Raw genomic sequence first — 20,634 nt, 5'->3', positions numbered from 1 at the left:
ATACGGACATGGGCCAACTCGCTCTCGCCGCCAAGATCACGCACGTGCCGTCGATGTACCTCTCGGAATTCCCGGGACCGAACTTCGGCTGCCGCGACGCCGCGATCAACGGCCACAAGGAAATCGACCGGCGCTGCCGCGCGCTGGGCGTGGACACCATCGTGGTGTTCGACGTGCACTGGCAGGTCAACAGCGAATACCACGTCAACTGCGGCCCGAAGTTCGGTGGCACCTACACCAGCAACGAGCTGCCGCACTTCATCAAGAACATGCCCTACGCCTACCCCGGCAACCCGGCGCTGGGCCACCTGATCGCCGACGTGGCCAACGAGATGGGCGTGAAGAGCCGCGCGCACAGCGACACCACGCTCGAACTGGAGTACGGCACGCTGGTGCCGATGCGCTACATGAACCCCGACCAGCACTACAAGGTGATCAGCATCAGCGGCTGGTGCGACTGGCACGACCTCACCGAGTCGGGCCGCTTCGGCCTCGCGGTGCGCCGCGCGATCGAGGAGCGCTACGAGGGCACGGTGGCGGTGTTCGCGAGCGGCTCGCTCTCGCACCACTTCGCGGACAACGGCCGCGCCCCCGAATTCATGCACAAGGTCTACGATCCCTTCCTCGAGCAGGTGGACCGCCGCGTGGTCGAACTGTGGAAGGCCGGCGACTGGCAGACCTTCGTCGGCATGCTGCCGATGTACGCCGACAAGTGCTGGGGCGAAGGCGACATGCACGACACCGCGATGCTGCTGGGCCTGCTGGGCTGGGACCGCTACACCGCGCCGGTGGAGGTGGTCACGCCCTATTTCGGCAGCTCGGGCACGGGGCAGATCAATGCGATCTTCCCGGTCACACCCCTTCCCGTCTGAGCACGCACCATGCCCCACCTCGTCATTCTCTACACGCCCAACATCGAAGCCGAGACCGACATGTCGGCGCTGTGCCGCACGCTGGCCGACACCATGCTCGCGCAGCAGGACGAGACCGGCAAACCGGTGTTCCCCATCGGCGGCACGCGCGTGCTGGCCTATCCCGCTGCGCACTACGCGGTGGCCGACGGCAAGGCCGACTATGCCTTCGTGTACCTCAACATCCGCATGGCCGCGGGGCGCTCGGAGGCCGTGAAGAAAAAAGCCGGCGACGAACTTCTGGCCGCCGTGCGCACGCATTTCGAACCGATCTTCGACAAGCGCCACATCGGCATCACGCTGCAGATCGACGAAAGCCCGGGTCAGGTGTACGACGGCAAGCACAGCAACCTGCATCCTCTCTTCAACAAGTAGCACCATGCTCACCGCCGACACCATCGCCAAGCTCGCGGCCGAACTGCACGAAAGCGAAAGATCGCGCGTGCAGGTCGAGCATTTCTCCAAGCGCTTTCCCGGCATGACCATCGAGGACGGCTACGCCATCTCGCGCGAATGGGTCAGGCAGAAGATCGCGGAAGGCCGCGCCGTGAAGGGCCACAAGATCGGCCTGACCTCGCGTGCCATGCAGCAGTCCAGCCAGATCGACGAACCCGACTACGGCACCTTGCTCGACGACATGTTCTTCGAGCAGGGCGGCGACATTCCGTTCAAGCGCTTCATCGCGCCGCGCATCGAGGTGGAGCTGGCCTTCGTCCTCGGCAGGAAGCTGCAGGGGCCGAACCTGAGCATCTTCGACGTGCTGGCCGCCACCGACTACGTGGTGCCGGCCATCGAGATCATCGACGCGCGCATCGAGCAGTTCGACCGCCACACCAAGGCGCCGCGCAAGGTGTTCGACACCATTGCCGACAACGCGGCCAACGCCGGCATCGTGATGGGCGGCCGGCCGGTCAAGCCCGACGCGGTCGACCTGCGCTGGGTGAGCGCGCTGCTCTACAAGAACGGCGTGATCGAGGAGTCGGGCGTGGCCGCGGCCGTGCTCAACCACCCGGCCACGGGCGTGGCCTGGCTCGCGAACAAGCTCGCGCCGTGGGACGAATGCCTCGAAGCCGGCGAAGTGGTGCTGGGCGGCTCGTTCACGCGGCCCACCATCGCCCTGCCCGGCGACACCTTCCATGCCGACTACGGCCCTCTGGGCAGCATTGCCTTTCGTCTCATCTAAAAGACACACCATGCAAACACCCCTGAACACCTTCAAGCAGGCCATGCAGGCCGGCGAACAGAAGATCGGCCTCTGGGTCGGCCTGGCCGACGGCTATGCGGCCGAGATCCTGGCCGGCACCGGCTTCGACTGGCTGCTGGTCGACGGCGAGCACGCGCCCAACGACGTGCGCTCGGTGCTCGCGCAGCTGCAGGGCATCTCGAGCGCCTGGTCGGCGCAGCCCGATTCGGAACGCTCGCATCCCGTGGTGCGGGTGCCGGTGGGCGACGTCACGCTGCTCAAGCAGTTCCTGGACATCGGCGCGCAGACCATCCTGGTGCCGATGGTCGACACCGCCGAGCAGGCGGCGCGCATGGTGCAAGGGATGCGCTATCCGCCCGAAGGCATCCGCGGCATGGGCAGCGCCCTGGCGCGCGCCTCGCGCTGGCAGGCCTATCCGCGCTACCTGCACGAGGCCAACGCGCAAACCTGCCTGTTGGTGCAGGCCGAGACAGTGGAAGCCATGAAGAACCTCGACGCCATCGCGGCCACGCCGGGCGTGGACGGCGTGTTCATCGGGCCGGCCGACCTGTCGGCCTCGATGGGCTTCGTCGGCCAGCCCAACCATCCCGAGGTGCAGGCCATGATCGCCGACGCCATTGCGCGCATCCGCAAGGCCGGCAAGGCGCCGGGCATCCTGTCGACCACCGAGGAGCAGGCGCGCAAGTGGCTGGCCGCCGGCGCGCAGTTCGTGGCGGTGGGCGTGGACACCATCCTGCTCACGGCGGCGGCCAGGCAGCTGTCGTCCCGGTACAAGAGCGCCGCGAGCGCCGTAACGCCCAGCGGCTACTGACGCTCCTTCGCGCCATGACCTCCCCGACCGATCCCAAGCGATTCCGCTCCGCCACCATCCGCGAAGGCACGATCCGCGCGACCACGCGCAGCTTCCTGCATGCACTCGGCCAGGACGACGAGGACATCGAGCGCCCGCACATCGGCGTGTTCCACACCGGCGGCGAGATGAGCCCGTGCAACCTCAACCTGCGCGAACAGGCGCAGCACGCCAAGACCGGCATCTACGCCGGCGGCGGCACGCCGCACGAATGCCCGGTGGTGTCGGTGAGCGACGGGCTCACCATGGCGCATTCGGGCATGCGCTTCTCGCTGATCTCGCGCGAGCTGATTGCCGACAGCGTCGAGGCCTCGACGCGCGGCCACCAGTGGGACGGCATCTTCGCCATCGGCGCCTGCGACAAGAACCTGCCGGGCCTGATGATGGGCATGGTGCGCTGCAACGTGCCGAGCGTGTTCGTGCATGGCGGCTCGGCGCTGCCGGGGCAGATGCCGGGCCCGGACGGCCGCGACCTCAATGTGGTCGATACCTACGAAACCATCGGCAAGGTGCTGGCCGGCACCGCCACACACGGCGAGCTCGACGCCATGAGCCGCGCCTGCCTGCCCACGGCCGGCGCCTGCGCGGGCCAGTTCACGGCCAACACCATGGGCATGGTGTCGGAAGCGCTGGGCCTCGCGCCCATCGGCTCGAGCATGGTGCCGGCGGTGTTCAGCGAACGCGCACCGCTGATGCGCCGCGCCGCGAAGAACCTCATGAAGGCGGTGCTGGGAGACAGCCCGCTGCCGCGCGACATCGTCACGCGCAAGGCGCTCGAGAACGCCTGCGCCGTGGTGTCGGCCACCGGGGGCTCGACCAACGCCGCGCTGCACCTGCCGGCCATCGCGCACGAGGCCGGCATCAAGTTCCACCTCGACGACGTGGCCGAGGTCTTCGCGCGCACGCCGCTCATCGCCGACCTGCGCCCCGGCGGGCAGTACCTGGCACGCGACGTGTTCTACATCGGCGGCGCGGGCGTCATCCTTCGCACGCTGATGGCGCAGGGCTTCGTGCATGGCGATGCGCTCACCTTCACCGGCCGCACGCTGGCCGAGGAACTGGCCGATGCCGCCGCGCCCGACGGCCGCGTGGTGCGCGCGCCAGGAGATCCGATCACGCGCGACGGCGGCCTGGCCGTGCTCAAGGGCAACCTCTGTCCCGACGGCGCGCTGCTCAAGACCGCGGGCCTCCAGACGCTGGTGCACCGCGGCCCCGCGCGCGTCTTCAACTCGGAAGAAGAAGCGCAGGCCGCCGTGCAGAACCGCCGCTACCAGCCCGGCGACGTGATCGTGATCCGCAACGAAGGCCCCAAGGGCAGTCCCGGCATGCGCGAGATGCTGGGCATCACCGCGCTGCTCTACGGCCAGGGCATGGGCGACAAGGTGGCGCTTTTGACCGACGGGCGCTTCTCCGGCGCCACGCGCGGCCTGTGCATCGGCTATGCGGGGCCCGAAGCGGCCGACGGCGGGCCGATTGCGGCGCTGCAGGACGGCGACATGATCGCCATCGACGCGCGGGCCGAAGCGCGCACCATTTCGGTGGAACTGGCGGCGGAAGAGATTGCACTGCGGCTCTCCCGACGTCAGGTAAACGCGGGGGTCCCGCACCGCGGCTTGCTGGAAAAATACGCGCTCACCGTGCGGCCCGCTCACCAGGGCGCCGTGACCCATTCGGGCGCAGTCACCTGGCTGCGCGACGAGTCTTGAGTGAAACGCAACCCACAACACCCCGGAGACAGACCATGACCTTCACCCGCCGCCAGCTGCTGCAGACCACCGGCGCCTCGGCGCTGCTCGCCAGCCTGGGCCAGCGCGCCTTCGCGCAGGCCTCGCTCGAGACCGCCACCATCGTCACCGGCTTTGCGGCCGGCGGCACCTCGGACACCACCTGCCGGCGCATCGCGCAGAAGCTCAGCCCCGACTACGCCAAGGCCGCCGTGGTCGAAAACCGCACCGGTGCGGGCGGCCAGATCGCCGTGAGCTACGTGAAGGGCCGGCCCGCCGACGGCGCCACCATCCTGCAGACGCCCACCTCCATCCTCACGATCTACCCGCACATCTACAAGAAGCTGCCGTACGACCCGATGGTCGACCTCACGCCGGTCAGCATCGCCTGCATCTTCGACTTCGGCTTTGCAGTCGGCCCCGCGGTGCCCGCCAGCGTGAAGACGGTGCCCGAGTTCCTGGCCTGGGCCAAGGCCAACCCGGCCGGCGCCAACTTCGGCTCGCCGGCCGCGGGCTCCACGCCGCACTTCATCGGCGCGCTCTTGGGCAAGAAGGGCGGCGTCGAGCTCAAGCACGCGGCCTACCGCGGCACGCAGCCGGCCATGCTGGACCTGCTGGGCAGCAACATCTCGGCCGTCTCGGGCCCGATCGGCGACATCACGCAGCACCTGGCCTCGGGCAAGGTGCGCATCCTGGGCGTCTCGGGCGCCAAGCGCAGCCGCTTCGCGCCCGAGGTGCCGACCTTCGGCGAACAGGGCATCCAGGACATGGCGCACAGCGAATGGTTCGCCTTCTTCCTGCCCGCCAAGGCCTCGCCGGAGCTGGTCGCAAAGCTCAACACCTCGATGAAGAACGCGCTGGCGCAGAAGGACGTGATCGACGGCCTCGGCACCTTCGGCCTGGAAGCCATGTCCTCCACGCCCGCCGAGCTGACCGATCTGCTCAAGAAAGACACCGCCAAGTGGGCGCCGATCGTGAAAGAGGTCGGCTTCACCGCGGAGGGCTAGCCCACCCCCGAAGCGGCTCACTGCGTGTAGCCGCCTCCCCCTCAAGGGGGCAACACCGGCGGCCCGGCAAAGCCGGTTCCGCGGTGTTCCCCGCAAAGAGCTCGGGGACAAGACAAGCGTCATCTGAAAGGAACTGCAATGAACACCACACTCGCCACCCGCGTGCCGCCGTCGGCGCCGGTCCATCCCTCGATCCATCCCGACGAGCGCGCCGCGCGCGAGCAGCTCGCGGCCTGCTACCGCATCTTTGCGATGCTTGGGTGGACGGAAATGATCTACAACCACATCACCCTTCGGCTGCCCGACAGCGTGACGGGTGGCGAGAAGCAGTTCCTCATCAACCCCTTCGGCCTACACTACAGCGAGGTCACGGCCAGCAACCTGGTGAAGATCGACCTGCACGGCAAGGTGCTCGACGGCTCGACGCATCCGGTGAACCCGGCCGGCTTCACGGTGCACGCCGCCATCCACGACGGCCTGCCCGGTGCGCATTGCGTGATGCACACGCACACCACGGCCGGCGTGGCTGTGGCCTGCCTGCAGGGCGGCCTGCAGCAGACCAATTTCTATACCGCGCAGCTGCACGGCATGGTGGCCTACCACGACTTCGAGGGCATCACCATCCACGCCGACGAGGGCCCGCGCCTGCTCAGGAGCATCGGCGACCGCAACGCCGTGATCCTGCGCAACCACGGCCTGCTGGCCTGGGGGCAGACGCTGCCGCAGACCTTCGCGATCCTCTGGACCCTGCAGCGCGCCTGCGAGATCCAGATGGCCACCTTCTCGATGGGCGCGGCCATTCCGGTGAGCGAGGAGATCGCGCAGTGCTGCACGCGCGATGCGCTGCAGTTCAGCCCCGAGCATGGCGCGGGGCAGGACGTGTTCGACGCGCTGGTGCGCCAGGTCGACCGCATCGACGCCAGCTACAAGAACTGACATGAAGATCTGCATCTACGGCGCCGGCGCGATCGGCGGATGGATCGGCGCCAGCCTGGCGCAGGCCGGCGAGCGGCTCAACGTGGTGGCGCGCGGCGCCACGCTCGAGGCACTGCAGCAAGGCGGCCTTTCGCTGATGCGCGGCGACGTGCGCACGCGCGTGCCGGTCAACGCAGTGGCCGACCCCGAAGCGCTCGGCACGCAGGACCTCGTGGTCATCGCCGTGAAGGCGCCGGCGCTGGCCGGCGTGGCCGAACGCATCGGCCCGCTGATCGGGCCCGACACCCTGGTGCTGGTGGCGATGAACGGCGTGCCGTGGTGGTTCCTCGAAGGCGGCTTCGGCGGCGCCATCACCGGCCACCGCCTGGCGGCCGTGGACCCCGACGGCGCAATCGCAAGGGCCATTCCCTCGCGCAACGTGATCGGCTGCGTGGTGCACGCGAGCTGTTCGCTCGACGGGCCCGGCGTGGTGCGGCATCACTTCGGCAACGGGCTGATCGTGGGCGAGCCTTCGGGCGAAGCCACGCCGCGCGTGCAGAAGCTGGTCGCGCTGCTGCAGCGCGCGGGCCTGGACGCCACGCTGTCGCCGCAGATCCAGAAGGACGTGTGGTTCAAGCTCTGGGGCAACATGACGGTGAACCCGATCAGCGCGCTCACGGGCGTCACCACCGACCTGATCATGGGCGACGACTACGTGCGCGGCTTCATCTCGGCCGTGATGCTCGAGGCCAAGGAGATCGGCCGGCGCATCGGCATCGAGATCACGCAGAGCCCCGAAGACCGGCATGCGGTGACGATGAAGCTCGGCGCGTTCAAGACCTCGATGCTGCAGGACGTGGAAGCCGGACGCTCGGTAGAGCTCGATGCGCTGGTCACCGTGGTGCGCGAGCTCGGCGAGCTGACGGCGGTGGCCACGCCGTTCACCGATGCGCTGCTGGGGCTGGCGCGGCTGAAGATGCGGCAGCTCGGGCTGTATTGAGCGCCGCGGGGCGCCGGCGCACGCGCTTCAAAGCAGCCGCGGCGCCGGGATGATGCGTCGCCGCAGCGTCTTCGGCGCGGGCTTCTTCACCGGAACCGGCTGCGGCAGGTCGCGGGCGTTGCGCAGGCGCGGTCCGGCCACCATGATCTTGCGCAGGCGGTGGTCGTAGCGCAGGAACAGGCCCGAGACACTGCCCACGTAGGCGTCGATCTGCATGTCGTTCGCGACGCCGCGGTCCTCGGGCGAGAAGCGGTCGGGCTCCATGTTGAAGCCTGCGCCCTTGTAGGCCGGATGCGTGTGGTAATAAGCCACCGCCGTCGTGCCCTCGGGGCAGCCTCCGTTGCCGAGGCGGTGGCCGACGTCGACCGTGTTGGTGTCGCCCTCGCGCGGCGGCATCGCGAAGAACTGGTTGCCCTGCTGGCAGATCATGGCGCCGAACTCCTTGCGGCGTTCGATCGACTCGATCAGCACGGACTCCAGTGCCGCGCGCGCCGCCTCGGTGACGGTGTTGAAAAGCTCGTACTCGAGAGGGAATGCGGGTGCGGGAAGTGGTTCGGCCATGCCGCGAGTGTGGTGGCTCTGCGGGCGCCAGACCATCCGACGGACTGCGTATGACGATCGACCGGTCAGGCGCAGGCAGGCATCGCGGCCACCCACAATGCAGCCGCCGGAAGAAGCTCAGTGCTTCTTCAGCAGGACCCGCACCGCCTCGGGCAGCGAATTGACCTGGGGCATGAAATGGTCGAGCGCAGCGCCGAGGACCACCGCACAAAAGACCGCCCCCAGCAGCGGCTTCCACGTCAGCCGCACGGCCGCCATCAGCCAGCCTTCGCGCGCCACGCGCACCGCGGCGCGCGCCGACACGTACGAGAACGCCACCTCGACGGCCACGGCCAGCAGCGCGTCCCAGCTGAAGTAGAGCAGCACCAGCGAACCGGCGCCGAGCACGATGGCCGTGCAGATCAGGAAGATGGCGACCACCGGCACCACGATGACGGCGCCTTCGTCCGCGGCGCCCGCCACCTCGAGCGCGCCGCTGGCTGCATCGGACAGCGCGCTGCCGCCGGTGCCGCCGGCCGGGCTGCCGCCCGCATCGAACGCCAGATCGCCCGCATCGACGACGTCACCCGCATCGAGGTTGAAGCCGGCGCGGTTCTCGACCAGCCGCCGGGCCCACCAGCGCAGCACCCCCAGGTAGCCGAGATATCCCACGCCCAGCGTGAGGAAATAGCGCACCGCCAGCGACTGCACGCCGAACACATGCATCTGCAGCGCCGACACGCCCCACATCAGCAGCAGCGTGAAGCTGCCGATCAGGATGCCATGCGTGCGCAGGCTGTAGTTGCGGTGCAGGTCGCGCTCGAGCTGCGTCTCCCACAGGCGCACCGAGCGCCAGTTGGAGAGCACCTTCATTCGTCGTCGGCCGGGGCGAAGGGCACGCGCGGCGCCACCGCGCACATGAGCTCGTAGCCGACGGTGCCGGCGGCCTGCGCGACCTCGTCGATGGGCAGCACCGCGCCGCTCACGGCCGAGCGGCCCCACAGCGTGACCTCGGTGCCGAACTTCGCCTCGGGCACGGGCGTGAGGTCGACGGTGATCATGTCCATGCTCACGCGGCCCACCATGCGGGTGCGAACGCCGTTCACCAGCACCGGCGTGCCGGTGTTGCAATGGCGCGGATAGCCGTCGGCATAGCCGACCGCGGCCACGCCGATGGTCAGCGGCCCGTCGGCCGTGAAGTTGGAGCCGTAGCCGATGGTGTCGCCGGCCTTCAGCGACTGAATCCCGATCAGTTTGGTCGAGAGCGTCATGGTGGGCTGCAGCTGCCAGTGCGCCGCGTCGTGCTCGGGAAAATCGGGCGCGCTGCCATACAGCACGATGCCGGGGCGCACCCAGTCGCCGCGGGTCTGCCGGGCATGGCGCAAGGTGGCGGCGCTGTTGGCGATGGAGCGCTCGCCCGGCAGGTCGTGCGTGACGCGCTCGAACACCTCCAGCTGGTGCGCGATGCCGCGCGCGCCGTCGGCGTCGCTGAAATGCGTCATCAGCGAGATCTCGTCGACCTGCGGCAGCGCGTTCAGCCGCGTCCAGGCCGAACCGAAGCGCTCGGGCGCGAAGCCCAGGCGGTTCATGCCGGAATTCATCTTGAGGAACACGCGCTGCGGCTTGAGCGTCTTGTGGGCCGCGAGCATGTCGATCTGCTCGTCGCAGTGCACCGTGTGCCACAGGTCGAGCCGCGAGCACAGTTCCAGGTCGCGCGCCTCGAACACGCCCTCGAGCAGCAGCACCGGGCCGCGCCAGCCGAGGGCGCGCACGCGCTCGGCCTCGGCCAGGTCGAGCAGCGCAAAGCCGTCGGCGCCGCGCAGGCCTTCATAGACCCGCTCGATGCCGTGGCCATAGGCATTGGCCTTGACCACGGCCCAGACGCGGGCATCGACCGCGGCACGCCGTGCCCGGTCGAGGTTGTGGCGAAGTGCGGCGGTGTGGACAGTGGCGAGAATGGGGCGCGGCATTGGGGGGCGTCGAATGGTGAACAGATGGGGTTTTAGCATCTTCCCGGACCAGGCCGTCCAGGATGGGAACGCTGATTTCGCTGTCGTACCCCCATGCTATAACCGCCCATTCGCCCAAAAGACGCGACACTTTCTCACTACTGCCAGCACCTTCCTGGCCAGCCAGCCCATCGATGAAGCGCGGTTTCTACACGATCATGTCGGCCCAGTTCTTTTCGTCGCTGGCCGACAACGCGATCTTTGTCGTGGCGGTCGAGCTCATGCGAAGCACGGGCGCGGCCGAATGGCAGCGCGCGGCGCTGGTGCCGATCTTTGCCGTCTTCTACGTGGTGCTGGCACCGCTGGTGGGCGCCTTCGCCGACGCCTTGCCCAAGGGGCGGGTGATGTTCATCAGCAACGCCATCAAGGTGATCGGCTGCCTGATGATGCTGTTCGGCTCGCATCCGCTGCTGTCGTATTCGATCGTGGGGCTGGGCGCGGCGGCCTATTCGCCGGCCAAGTACGGCATCCTGACCGAGCTGCTGCCCGCTTCGCAGTTGGTAAAAGCCAACGGCTGGATCGAAGGGCTCACGATCGCCTCGATCCTGCTGGGCATCGTGCTCGGCGGCTCGCTGGTGGGGCATGCGGTCTCCAGCCGGCTGCTGTCGTTCGACATGCCTTTGATCAACACGGGGGTCGATTCACCGGCCGAGGCGGCCATCTCGGTGCTGATCTTCGTCTACATGCTGGCGGCCTGGTTCAACACGCGCATTCCGCACACCGGCGTCGAGATGCGGCCGCTGCGCGCCAATCCGGCGCATGGCCTGGCGCGCAACATGTTCTCGCTGCTGCCCGACTTCTGGCACTGCAACGCACGCCTGTGGCGCGACAAGCTCGGCCAGATCTCGCTGGCCACCACCACGCTGTTCTGGGGCGCGGGCGCCAACCTCAAGTACATCGTGCTGGCCTGGGCCGCGCTTGCGCTCGACTACAACACCACGCAGGCCACGGCGCTCACCGGCGTGGTCACCATCGGCATGGCGGTGGGCGCCATCGTCGCGTCGATGCGCATGCGGCTGGACATGGCCACGCGCGTGATTCCCATGGGCATCGGCATGGGGCTGCTGGTCATCAGCATGAACCTGATCGGCAACGTCTGGATTGCGGTGCCCTTTCTGATCCTGCTGGGCGGGCTGGGCGGCTTCCTGGTGGTGCCGATGAACGCGCTGCTGCAGCACCGCGGCCACAACCTGATGGGCGCCGGCCGCTCGATTGCGGTCCAGAATTTCAACGAACAGGCCTGCATCCTGCTGCTCGGCGGCTTCTACAGCGCCTGCACCGGCCTGGGCCTGTCGGCCTTCGCGGCCATCGGCGCCTTCGGCGGCGTGGTGGCGGGCTGCATGTGGTTCATCCAGCGCTGGCATCATCACAACCTGCGCAAGTACCCCGAGGAAGTCGAGCACCTGCTCGCCATCGCCCGCAGCGATAAACACCACTAGCCCCCGCTGCTGCGACCTTTTGCTTTCACCAGGAATACCGCGGAACCGGCTTTGCCGGGCCGCTGGTGTTGCCCCCGGTAGGGGGTTGGCGTAGCGACACGAAGTGCGCGCAGCTTGGGGGCGAGCAACAACCTATGCCTGCTCTTGCATTGATTTTCAACGCCTTTGTGTGGGGCGTTTCGTGGTTCCCGTTCCGGCACATCGAAAGCCACGGGCTGCATCCCGTCTGGACCACCTGCATCATCTACGTGGCCATTTCCGCGGTGATGGGCTTCTTTCGCCGGCATGCCTGGCGCGGCTTCGCGGCGTATCCGATGCTGGTGCTGCTGGGCCTGGCGGCGGGCTTCACCAACCTGGGCTTCAACTGGGCGGTGACGCAGGGCGACGTGGTGCGCGTGGTGCTGCTGTTCTACCTGATGCCGCTGTGGAGCGTGCTGCTGGGCTGGGCCGTGCTGGGCGAGCGGCCCACCGGCGGCGCGCTCGCGCGCGTGGCGCTGGCGCTGACCGGCGTGGCCGTGGTGCTCAAGACGCCCGGCGTCGAATGGCCGGTGCCCTCGAGCCTGCCGGATTGGCTGGGCCTGGCGGCCGGCTTCAGCTTTGCCGTGACCAACATCGTGCTGCGCCACCTGCGCGACGCGCCCGGCGAATCGCGCGCGCTGGCCATGTTCTGCGGATGCGCAACGGTGGCGGCCATCGCGGCGGCGGCCGGCACCCTGCTCGGCGCCTTCGGCTCCCCGCTTGCCGCGGAGCCGGGCTGGATCGGGTGGGCGGCCTTGCTGGGCACCGGCTTCGTGGTGGCCAACGTCTGCCTGCAGTACGGCGCGGCGCGGCTGGCGGCCAGCGCCACGGCGGTGATCATGCTGTCGGAGGTGCTTTTTGCCAGCGTCTCTTCCGTGGCGCTGGGCGCGGCCCAGATGGATCCGCGCATCCTGGCGGGCGGCGCGCTGATCGTGCTGGCCGCCGTGTGGTCGGCGTTTGCGCGAACGCCGGCGCGGGGCGATGATCGGCTTTCGTCCCCCACCTGACCGAGGCAGCGCCATGACCACCAGCATCTACGACTTCGAAGCCAAGCGGATCGACGGCAAGAACGTGAAGCTCTCGGACTTCCGGGACAAGGTGCTGCTGATCGTCAACACGGCCAGCCAGTGCGGCTTCACGCCGCAGTTCGCAGGGCTCGAGGAGCTGTACGAAAAGTACGCCAGCCAGGGGCTCGTGGTGCTGGGCTTTCCGTCGAACCAGTTCGGCTCGCAGGACCCGGGCACCAACGAGGAGATCGGCGCGTTCTGCACCACCAACTACGGCGTGAGTTTTCCGATGATGGAAAAGATCGACGTCAACGGCAGCAACGCCGCGCCGCTCTACCAATGGCTCACCAAGGAAAAGCCGGGCCTCCTGGGCAGCACGGCCATCAAGTGGAACTTCACCAAGTTCCTGGTCGGCCGCGACGGGCGGGTACTCAAGCGCTATGCACCGCTGGACACGCCCGCGTCAATCGCGCGCGACATCGAGGCGGCGCTGGCGGCGGGCTGATTCATCAAGGCCCGACGCGCAGGAACCCGATGCCTGCGTGCCGGCCATCCCGGCCATCGCGCCGGTCCAGCGCGTTCAGCCACTCGATCAGCGCATCCTCGTCGACCGGCGAAGGCAGCAGGCGGAACGACTCCTGCGCCAGCACCTGCGCAGGCAGCCGATGCACGATCTGCAGCTCGGTGTGATGGGCGACATACAGCACTGGAAGCGGCCGGCCCGCGGCATCCTCCACGTCGGCCAGCTCGGAGATCGTCTTCGCGGCGTCCGCATGGATTCCGACGATGACGGCGTCGAACTGATGCCCCGCGCGGATCGCCGCGACCAGTTCGGACATCCGGCCGAAGGGCGCGTTGTCCGCGCCCAGGACCGACAGCGAATTGGAGGTGCAGATGCGCTGCAGCGCATCCGAATCCACCAGGGCAATCCGATACTCCCTGTGGATCCATGATGCGTTCACAGGCTACTGCTCCCCGGCGACGTCGATCTCGACCCGGCGGTTCGGCTGCAGGCAGCGCAGCAGGGCCGGCGAACTGCGCGTGCCCTCGCAATCGCTGACCACCGGCTGGCGCTTGCCCATGCCCGCGGCGCGGATCAGCTTGCCGTCGATGCCCTGCTTCACCAGCAGATCGCGCACGGTGTTGGCGCGGGCGAGCGACAGGGCCTCGTTGTAGGCATCGCCGCCGAGCCGGTCGGTATGCCCCGTCACCACGATGTAGTGCAGCGACCTGAAGTTGCCCCGCAGCTCGGCGGCCAGCCGCTCGATGCGCACCTGTCCATCGGGGAGAAGGTCCGACAGCGAAGCGCCGTCGAAGCGGAACAGGCCGTCGGCATTCAGCGTGACCTTCTGCGGCGGCGCCAGCCTGGTGCTGGCCGGAATCGGCGTGGCCGCCGGCGGCTGCGCAAGCAGGGCGCAATCGGGGTTCTTCCACCAGCCGCCCGTGGACACGCCATCGCTGCTGAAGCGCACCATGTACTGGCAGGTCACATAGTCGGCGCTCTTGCCCGTGCGGAAGTGGAAGATGTAGTTCCACTCGCGCACGCCCCACAGCCCCTCGCTGAAGTGCGGCCAGCCCAGCAGTTCGCGCACCTGGTCCTTGCCCATGCCGGTGCGCATGCGGGCGAACGCATCGGTGCCGGGAAAGGCGCCCTGCTTCCACCTGGCGCCGCCAAGGTCCGGAAAGTCCTCGGGCCTGGGCGCCTCCGGCCGTTCCGATGCGACGCGCGCCTGCGCGTCCTTGTCGATGGCGACGCCCGGCGAGGCACAGCCCTGGAGCACCAGCATCGCCGCTGCCAGCGCGGCCCCACCGCTCGTTCGAATCATGATTTTTTTCATCTCTCTCTCTCGCTCAATTGAAGACCCACTCGGCACCGACCGTGGCGGCCGCCCCCGCGCGGCTCATGCCGATGCCGCCGGTCAGGCTCCATGCGTTGTTCTCCGAGGTGCGGCGGAAGCTCACGCCCACCGCGCTCTCGCCCTTGAAGACGCCGTAGCCCAGGCGCATCACGGTCTTGCCGGGCACGTAGCTGCCGGGCATCTGCACGGCCATGGCCGCGGCCGTGCCGGCATAGGCGTTGCGGGCGACGGCGCGGATGTCGCTGCCGAGGGCGTTGACGCGCGCATCGGTGTACGCGGTATTGGCCGCGCTGGACTGGTGCAGTTGCTGCACGTTGACGGCATCGGTGGGCGCCACGCCCGGCGCCACGTTGTGCACTGCCACCGGACCGGTGGCGCTGCCGTTGCCCATCGTCACGTTGTTGTAGTTGACGCTGCCGTCCGCGTTCGTGTCGTAGCGCACGCTGCCGGCCTGCACCGCCTGCAGCTGGCGCACGTTCACCGCATCGGTGGCCTGCGTGCCGCCCGCGACGTTGGTGATCTGGCGCTCGTTGCCCGCCGATCCCACCGACACCGCGCCCTGCGCGGACAGCACCGAGACGTTCGAGAACATCTCGCGCTGGCCGTTCATGCCGGCGCGGTCGGCCGATGCGCCGCTGCCAAGGGCCACGCCGCTGCTGGTGGCGGCGATGGCATTCGCGCCCAGCGCGATGCTGCTTGCGCCGTTCGCCTGCGCGCCGCTGCCGCCCGCAAAGGCGCTGTTGCCCAGCGCGACGGCCTGTGGCCCGATGGCCACGCTCTCCGCGCCCGCTGCCTGCGAGTCCGCCGCCTGCGAGTTGGCGTGGAAATACCTGATGCCGCCGCTGCCCGTCTGGATGTTGTTGATCGCCTGGTTGGTTGCGTACAGCTGGCTGCCGTTGATCGCGTCGGTGCTGGTGGCGCTGATCTGGCCCGCGGCCACGTTCTGGACCTGGCGCTCGGCCCCCGGCGCGCCCACGCTGACCACGCCCACCGGCGCGGTGCCGGCGAAGTCGTAGGTCTGTCCCTGGATCGTGGTGCTGGCCGTGGGCGTGGCCGCGGCGGTGGTCGAGCCCGCGCCGAGCGCCACGCTGTTGTCGGTGCTGACGGTGGCATTCGGTCCCACGGCCACGCTGTTGGCGCTGGTGGCACTGGCATTGGTGCCCACGGCCAGCGAATTGACCGCGCCGGAGCCGACGCTCGCCCCCGCGCCGACAGCAATGCTGTTGGCCGCGCTGGCGCCGCTGTTGTCGTAGTTGCCCTGCCTGGTGCCGCCGTCGTTCACGCTGTAGTAGTGCGTCTGCGCGTTGTTGACGATGGTGGTGAGGCTGCCGCCCAGCGCATTGACGGTGCTGGCCACCGCGTACAGCTGGCTGCCGTTGATGGCGTCCGTGCTGGTGCTGCTGATCTCGCCCGGCGCCACGTTGACGATCTGCCGCTCGGCGCCGGGGGCGCCCACGCTCACCACGCCCGCGGCGGTGCCGGCAAAGTTGCCGTAGGTGATGGACGGCCCCGGCGCATAGCTGACAGAGCCGTCCGGATTGAGCGTGGCGATCACGCCCGGCACGGTCGCGCTGCTGACCTGCACGGCCGCCTTGTCGGCGCTGTCGTTGCCGAGCACCACGTTGTTGGCGTTGCTCACCGTGACGTTGTTGCCGAGCACGAAAGCGTTGTCGGCGGTGACGCTGTTGTTGTTGCCCAGCACGTACGAGCCGGAGCCTGACACCGTGTTGGGATCGCCGATGGCGCCGCTGTTCTCGCCTGTGACCGTGCTCCATGTTCCGATGCTGATCGACTGAACGCCCGTCGCGCGCGCGCCGGTGCCGATGGCGATGGCGCGATCCTGCGAGGCCCGCGCTTGCGAACCGATGGCCACGGTGTCATTGGCGATGATGCCCCCACCCGCCAGGTAACCGCTGGCCACGTTGTTGTTTCCGGTCACACTGAGGCCGGTCAGGTAGCCGCTCGCAACATTGTTGTTGCCGGTCACGTTGTTGCCTGCGACGTAGCCGCTCGCGACGTTGCCGCTGCCTTCGACGGAAGCCCCGGCGCTGTTGCCGCTGGCTACATTGTTGCTGCCGATCGTGCCCGCCCCCGCTGATGCGCCCAGGTAGGCATTTCCGCTGCCTTGCAGGCTGACCCCGGCCCCGGAACCGATGCCCGTATTGCTGGACCCCGACGCCGGGCTGAGACCCGAAGCATTGGCCGATGCCAGCGCATTGCTGCCCAGCGCCGTGTTGGCGCTGCCATCCATGAAGCGCATGGCGTTCTGGCCGACGGCGGTGTTGTGGTAGCCGTTGGTGCTGCGGCCGGCCTCCTGGCCGATGAAGGTCGCATACTGGTACTTCGAGTTGGCGCCCGCCTGCGCCCCGACCATCACGCTGTCGGACAGGTAGCCCGGCTGCGCCAGCATGGTGGCGTTCAAACCTGCATCGGTGCCGATGACCACTTCCTGCGCGTCATGCGACTTCGCGTTGTTGCCGATGGCGATCGACGAGTAGAACGTCGAAGGCGTGGTCGCGCCCGTGGAAACGGTTCCCGACACCGACGCGCCCGTGCCGATGGCGATGCCGCCGGTGGCGATAGCTCCCACGCTCGCGCCGTTGCCCATGGAAACCGAATTGGCGGCCTGCGCCGTTGCATTCACGCCTGCCGCCAGGCTGTTCAGTCCGGTGGCGCCGCTGTTGCTGTAGTTGCCCTGCTGCGTGCCCCCGTCGTTGACGCTGTAGTAGTGCACCGCGCCCGCCGCTGCCGCGCTGGACACCGCCTTGAGCTGGCTCACGTTGACCGCATCGCTGTCGGCCGCACCGGCCGCCACGTTGGTGATCTGGCGGTATTGCCCATTGCCGCCCACGCTCACTGCGCCCAGCGTTCCGGTGGTCGCACCGATGGCGGCAGCCTGCCCGGCGCTGGCGCCTGTCGGTACGTAGCCCGCCACGCCCTTGTCCACGCTGGCCACCGAGCCGCTGCCCAGTGCCACGCCATCGGCCACCGTCACGCTCGTCGCGTTGCCCAGCGCCGTGGCGTTCGCGACCTGGATATTGACGCCGTTGCCCAGCACGAAGGTGTTGGTGGCGCCTGCACCCAGCGTGTTGTTGTTGCCCACGCTGTAGCTGTTGGCGCCGTCGATGACGCTCGGGTCGCCGATGGCGCCGCTGTTGGCACCGTTGACCACATTGCGCGTGCCGATGGAGATGGACGAGGCCCCCACCGCCTGCGCGCCCGCGCCGATGGCGATCGCGCGATCGCCCGTCGCGGTGGTCACGGTATTGCCCACCTGGTTGTCAACCGCGCCGAGCGCGATCGAATAAAGGCCCGAAGCGCGGGCCTGGTTCCCCATCGCAATGGCGCTGCCGGCCGTGGCCGTGGATTGCCTGCCGATGGCAATCGTGTTGTTCACATTGCCGTTGTTCTGGCCTGCAAAAGCACCAAGGGCCACATTGCCGCTTCCACCGGCGCCGAAACCCGCATTGGCACCCAGTGCGGAGTTGTAGCTGCCCGTGCTGTTCTGCAATGCGCCCGAACCTACGGCGGCCATGTAGTCGGCGGTGGAATAAGCGCCGCTGGTCGTGCCCATCGATGCGTTCGAGTAGCCCTTGGTCTGCCAGCCGGCACCGTTGCCGATGTAGGTGCTGCTGTCGCCGGAAGACTCCCGTCCGGCGTTGAGGCCCAGGAAGGAGTTGCCAGCGCCCGTGTTGCCGAGCCCCGCGAAATTGCCGACGCTGGTGGTTCCCACGCCAAGGGCCGCGGCGCTGGGCCCGATCGCTGTCGCGCGCTCCGCGCTCGCGGTCGCTGCGACGCCGACAGCCGTTGCGTTGGCTGCGCTCGCCGTAGCGTTCTGGCCGACGGCTGTCGTGCTCGGCCCCTGCGCCAGCGAATTGGCGCCCATGGCCGCCGCCCGGTCGCCGTCCGCAACGGCGTTGTTGCCGATGGCCATTCCCCAAGTCGTTGCCGCCGTCGTTCTCGCCTGCACGCCCGCAGCCATCGAACCGACCCCACTCGCCAACGAACCCGTTCCCACGGCAATGGCTCGATCCGCGTCGGCAATGGCCTTGTTGCCGATTGCCACGGTCTCGTTCCGCACGATCGAAGGGGCGGACGCCACGACATTGCCGTTGCGGTCCAGGACATCGCCTGTCACGGGATCGACGGAGAACCCCGTTCCCGCAGACGTGCCGATGGCGACGTTGTTGTTCCCCTCGGTGCCGATGCCGGCAAAGCTGCCGGAAGCATAGTTGTTGCTGCCCTTGGTCGCGAGCCCGGCGAGGCTCCCGATGGCCGTGTTCTGACTTCCCTCTACCTGAAATCCCGACGCGGCGCCGAACGCGATGTTGGCATCGCCTTTGACGAATTCGCCTGCGCCATATCCAAAGGCAGCGTTGGCGCTGCCTGTGACCACGCTCCCAGCAAGAGGGCCGAACGCACTGTTGACGTCGCCGTTCGCCTGGTAGCCGGTACCTGTGCCAATGTATGAGTTGCTGTTGCCAGACGAGTTCGCGCCGGCGTTGGGGCCAATGAAAACGCTGTTGCTCGCGGTCGCGCCCGTGCCGGCGCTGGGACCTATGGCCGTGGTGCCAAGGCCCGATGCGGTTGCACCCTGGCCAATTGCGACAGAGGCGGCATCGCCGGCGCGGGCGAAGGTGCCGATGGCGACGCTGCTCCCGCCCAGGGCCTGCGCCGAAGTACCGATGGCAATGCTGTCGATGCCAAGCGCCTTGGTGGCGGTGTTTCCCCAGACAATGGCATTGGTGCCGACGTTCGCGGAAACTGTGCTTGCAAGGCTGGCCAGATCAGGTCCTCCCGTCGTCGGGTTGGTCGCGATACCCGAAATCGTGGCAAAGCTGCCGCTGCCATTGGGGACCTGGCAAGTCCATGCGCCTCCCCCTGCAGCAGGCGTGCCCACCGCGCTGCACACCGCCCCCGAGGCGTTGTCGATCTTGACGTCGGCCCAGGCGGCTCCCTGCACACCCGCCGCCAGCAGAATGCCGGCCATCACCTTGCCGCCGGCGCGCTTGCCGCGCGCCCTGGTCACTTCGGATGCCGCCACCCAGGCACCCAGCGCCTCGTTCCATACAGACCGGTAGGTCTTGTTCATTTCAGTCTTCCTCGATCAATCAGGTTGCATGCACAACCTCGTCCATGACCGGGCACGGGAGACTGTGGCTTTTGCGGAATTCGCAGCGCCGGCCGGCACTGCACAGGGCGCGGATGATGTCGAGAGGGGTTCCGCGGCGCGGACGCGCCACGAGGTTTCGTCAGAATTGCCGACACTTTTCGTGTCGGTTTGTGAATTTTTTTACTACTGTTCGCATCCTTCGAGTAACGGCGGCGGTTTGCGTGAAATCGTCAGATTTGGTCCTTCGATTCGCTGTCAGAATCCCGCCGCCAGACGAACGGACCCCATGCGCATCGCCATCCTCGAAGACGACCCCGACCAGCTGTCCCACCTCGTGCGGACGATGGAACAGCTGTTCACGGTGGGAGAGACGACGGTGGCGTGCACGGCCTTCACCGACGGCGCCGCGCTGCAGCAGGTGCTGCGGCGGGAAAGCTTCGACCTGCTGGTGCTCGACTGGAACGTGCCGGGGCTGGAAGGGCTCGAGTTGCTGAAATGGCTGCGCACCTGGCAGCGCGACCTGGTGCCCGTGCTCATGCTCAGTTCCCGCACCTCGGAGCAGGACGTGGTGCAGGCGCTGAACTTCGGTGCCGACGACTACATCGTCAAGCCGTTCCGCCCGCTGGAGTTGCGTGCGCGCGTGCAGCGCCTGATGGCCAGGCGCTCGCCGGTGGCGCAATCGGAACAGGAGCTCTTCGGCCGATGGGAGTTCGACAGGCTCACGCAGAGCGTGCTGATCCATCCGCTTCCGCCGGACAGCGCGCCGCCCGAGCGGCATGCGCTCACCGACCGCGAGTTCAAGCTGGCGCTGGTCTTGTTCCAGCACATGGGCGGCGTGGTGTCGCGCGCCCATCTTCTGGAAAGCGCCGGCTACAGCAGCGAAGAGCTGCCGTCGCGCACGCTGGACAGCCACATCTACCGCTTGCGCAGCAAGCTCGGGCTGGAGGCGGCGCGCGGGCTGAGCCTGCGCACGGTCTATGGACGCGGCTATCGTCTCGAAGCCACCCGGCAGGAGGAACCCTGATGGTGCCGCAGGGG

General features: G+C 68.3%; 18 protein-coding genes. 12 read left to right on the top strand and 6 right to left on the bottom strand.

Translation table 11 applies throughout. The features are described 5' to 3' along the window. Nucleotides 1-8: 8 nt before the first annotated feature. From hpaD to ACAM54_RS01375, 8 genes are all read left to right on the top strand, one after another. Nucleotides 9-872 (top strand): 3,4-dihydroxyphenylacetate 2,3-dioxygenase, encoded by an 864-nt coding sequence (hpaD, locus tag ACAM54_RS01410; protein ID WP_369649578.1) that lies wholly within the window; start codon nt 9-11, stop codon nt 870-872. Nucleotides 873-881: 9 nt separating this feature from the next. Then, the gene (locus tag ACAM54_RS01405; RefSeq protein WP_369649577.1) at nt 882-1,286 is read left to right on the top strand and encodes a 5-carboxymethyl-2-hydroxymuconate Delta-isomerase; all 405 of its coding nucleotides are present in this window, start codon (nt 882-884) and stop codon (nt 1,284-1,286) included. Between the two features lie 4 nt (nt 1,287-1,290). Next, nucleotides 1,291-2,094 (top strand): 2-oxo-hept-4-ene-1,7-dioate hydratase, encoded by an 804-nt coding sequence (gene hpaH / locus ACAM54_RS01400; RefSeq protein ID WP_369649576.1) that lies wholly within the window; start codon nt 1,291-1,293, stop codon nt 2,092-2,094. 10 nt (nt 2,095-2,104) lie between these two features. Beyond that, nucleotides 2,105-2,926 carry a 4-hydroxy-2-oxoheptanedioate aldolase gene (gene hpaI, locus ACAM54_RS01395; RefSeq protein WP_369649575.1) on the top strand — a complete coding sequence of 274 codons (822 nt, stop codon included), beginning with the start codon at nt 2,105-2,107 and terminating at the stop codon, nt 2,924-2,926. A 14-nt stretch (nt 2,927-2,940) separates the two neighbouring features. Then, nucleotides 2,941-4,671: a dihydroxy-acid dehydratase gene (gene ilvD, locus ACAM54_RS01390; protein WP_369649574.1), complete on the top strand. Its 1,731-nt coding sequence runs from the start codon at nt 2,941-2,943 to the stop codon at nt 4,669-4,671. Nucleotides 4,672-4,706: 35 nt separating this feature from the next. After that, nucleotides 4,707-5,696 (top strand): Bug family tripartite tricarboxylate transporter substrate binding protein, encoded by a 990-nt coding sequence (locus ACAM54_RS01385; RefSeq protein ID WP_192323376.1) that lies wholly within the window; start codon nt 4,707-4,709, stop codon nt 5,694-5,696. A gap of 138 nt (nt 5,697-5,834) precedes the next feature. Beyond that, the gene (locus tag ACAM54_RS01380; RefSeq protein ID WP_369649573.1) at nt 5,835-6,632 is read left to right on the top strand and encodes a class II aldolase/adducin family protein; all 798 of its coding nucleotides are present in this window, start codon (nt 5,835-5,837) and stop codon (nt 6,630-6,632) included. Between the two features lies 1 nt (nt 6,633). Next, nucleotides 6,634-7,611, top strand: a complete 978-nt coding sequence (locus tag ACAM54_RS01375) for a 2-dehydropantoate 2-reductase (RefSeq protein WP_369649572.1) — start codon at nt 6,634-6,636, stop codon at nt 7,609-7,611. A gap of 27 nt (nt 7,612-7,638) precedes the next feature. Here ACAM54_RS01375 and ACAM54_RS01370 read toward each other — a convergent pair whose 3' ends face one another. From ACAM54_RS01370 to alr, 3 genes are all read right to left on the bottom strand, one after another. Beyond that, nucleotides 7,639-8,172 (bottom strand): DUF4329 domain-containing protein, encoded by a 534-nt coding sequence (locus ACAM54_RS01370; protein ID WP_369649571.1) that lies wholly within the window; start codon nt 8,170-8,172, stop codon nt 7,639-7,641. 117 nt (nt 8,173-8,289) lie between these two features. Beyond that, entirely contained in the window at nt 8,290-9,024 is a 735-nt protein-coding gene (locus ACAM54_RS01365; protein WP_369649570.1) for a hypothetical protein, read from the bottom strand. Beyond that, nucleotides 9,021-10,121, bottom strand: coding sequence for an alanine racemase (gene alr, locus ACAM54_RS01360; protein WP_307697724.1), 1,101 nt, complete (start codon nt 10,119-10,121; stop codon nt 9,021-9,023). Before alr ends, ACAM54_RS01365 begins: the two co-directional genes overlap by 4 nt. 173 nt (nt 10,122-10,294) lie before the next feature. Here alr and lplT point away from each other — a divergent pair, with 173 nt between their 5' ends. The 3 genes from lplT (at nt 10,295) to ACAM54_RS01345 (ending at nt 13,129) form a co-directional block, all read left to right on the top strand. After that, complete coding sequence (gene lplT, locus ACAM54_RS01355; RefSeq protein ID WP_369649569.1) at nt 10,295-11,599, top strand: lysophospholipid transporter LplT; 1,305 nt, start codon at nt 10,295-10,297, stop codon at nt 11,597-11,599. A 134-nt stretch (nt 11,600-11,733) separates the two neighbouring features. Further along, the gene (locus tag ACAM54_RS01350) at nt 11,734-12,624 is read left to right on the top strand and encodes a DMT family transporter (RefSeq protein ID WP_145742942.1); all 891 of its coding nucleotides are present in this window, start codon (nt 11,734-11,736) and stop codon (nt 12,622-12,624) included. A gap of 13 nt (nt 12,625-12,637) precedes the next feature. Further along, entirely contained in the window at nt 12,638-13,129 is a 492-nt protein-coding gene (locus ACAM54_RS01345; protein ID WP_145742943.1) for a glutathione peroxidase, read from the top strand. A 4-nt stretch (nt 13,130-13,133) separates the two neighbouring features. Here ACAM54_RS01345 and ACAM54_RS01340 read toward each other — a convergent pair whose 3' ends face one another. The 3 genes from ACAM54_RS01340 to ACAM54_RS01330 are packed head-to-tail and all read right to left on the bottom strand — an operon-like array spanning nt 13,134 to nt 19,575. Continuing rightward, nucleotides 13,134-13,586: a hypothetical protein gene (locus tag ACAM54_RS01340; RefSeq protein ID WP_369649568.1), complete on the bottom strand. Its 453-nt coding sequence runs from the start codon at nt 13,584-13,586 to the stop codon at nt 13,134-13,136. A 3-nt stretch (nt 13,587-13,589) separates the two neighbouring features. Next, nucleotides 13,590-14,450: an OmpA family protein gene (locus tag ACAM54_RS01335; protein WP_369649567.1), complete on the bottom strand. Its 861-nt coding sequence runs from the start codon at nt 14,448-14,450 to the stop codon at nt 13,590-13,592. Between the two features lie 25 nt (nt 14,451-14,475). Continuing rightward, nucleotides 14,476-19,575: an ESPR-type extended signal peptide-containing protein gene (locus ACAM54_RS01330; RefSeq protein WP_369649566.1), complete on the bottom strand. Its 5,100-nt coding sequence runs from the start codon at nt 19,573-19,575 to the stop codon at nt 14,476-14,478. 307 nt (nt 19,576-19,882) lie between these two features. Between ACAM54_RS01330 and ACAM54_RS01325 the strand changes: the two genes are divergently transcribed. Next, the gene (locus ACAM54_RS01325) at nt 19,883-20,620 is read left to right on the top strand and encodes a response regulator transcription factor (protein ID WP_369649565.1); all 738 of its coding nucleotides are present in this window, start codon (nt 19,883-19,885) and stop codon (nt 20,618-20,620) included. The last annotated feature ends 14 nt before the right edge of the window (nt 20,621-20,634 follow it).

Source organism: Variovorax sp. V93, assembly GCF_041154485.1.
GTDB classification, from domain to species: Bacteria; Pseudomonadota; Gammaproteobacteria; order Burkholderiales; family Burkholderiaceae_C; genus Variovorax; species Variovorax beijingensis_A.
This window is presented reverse-complemented; position numbering and strand designations above follow the sequence as displayed.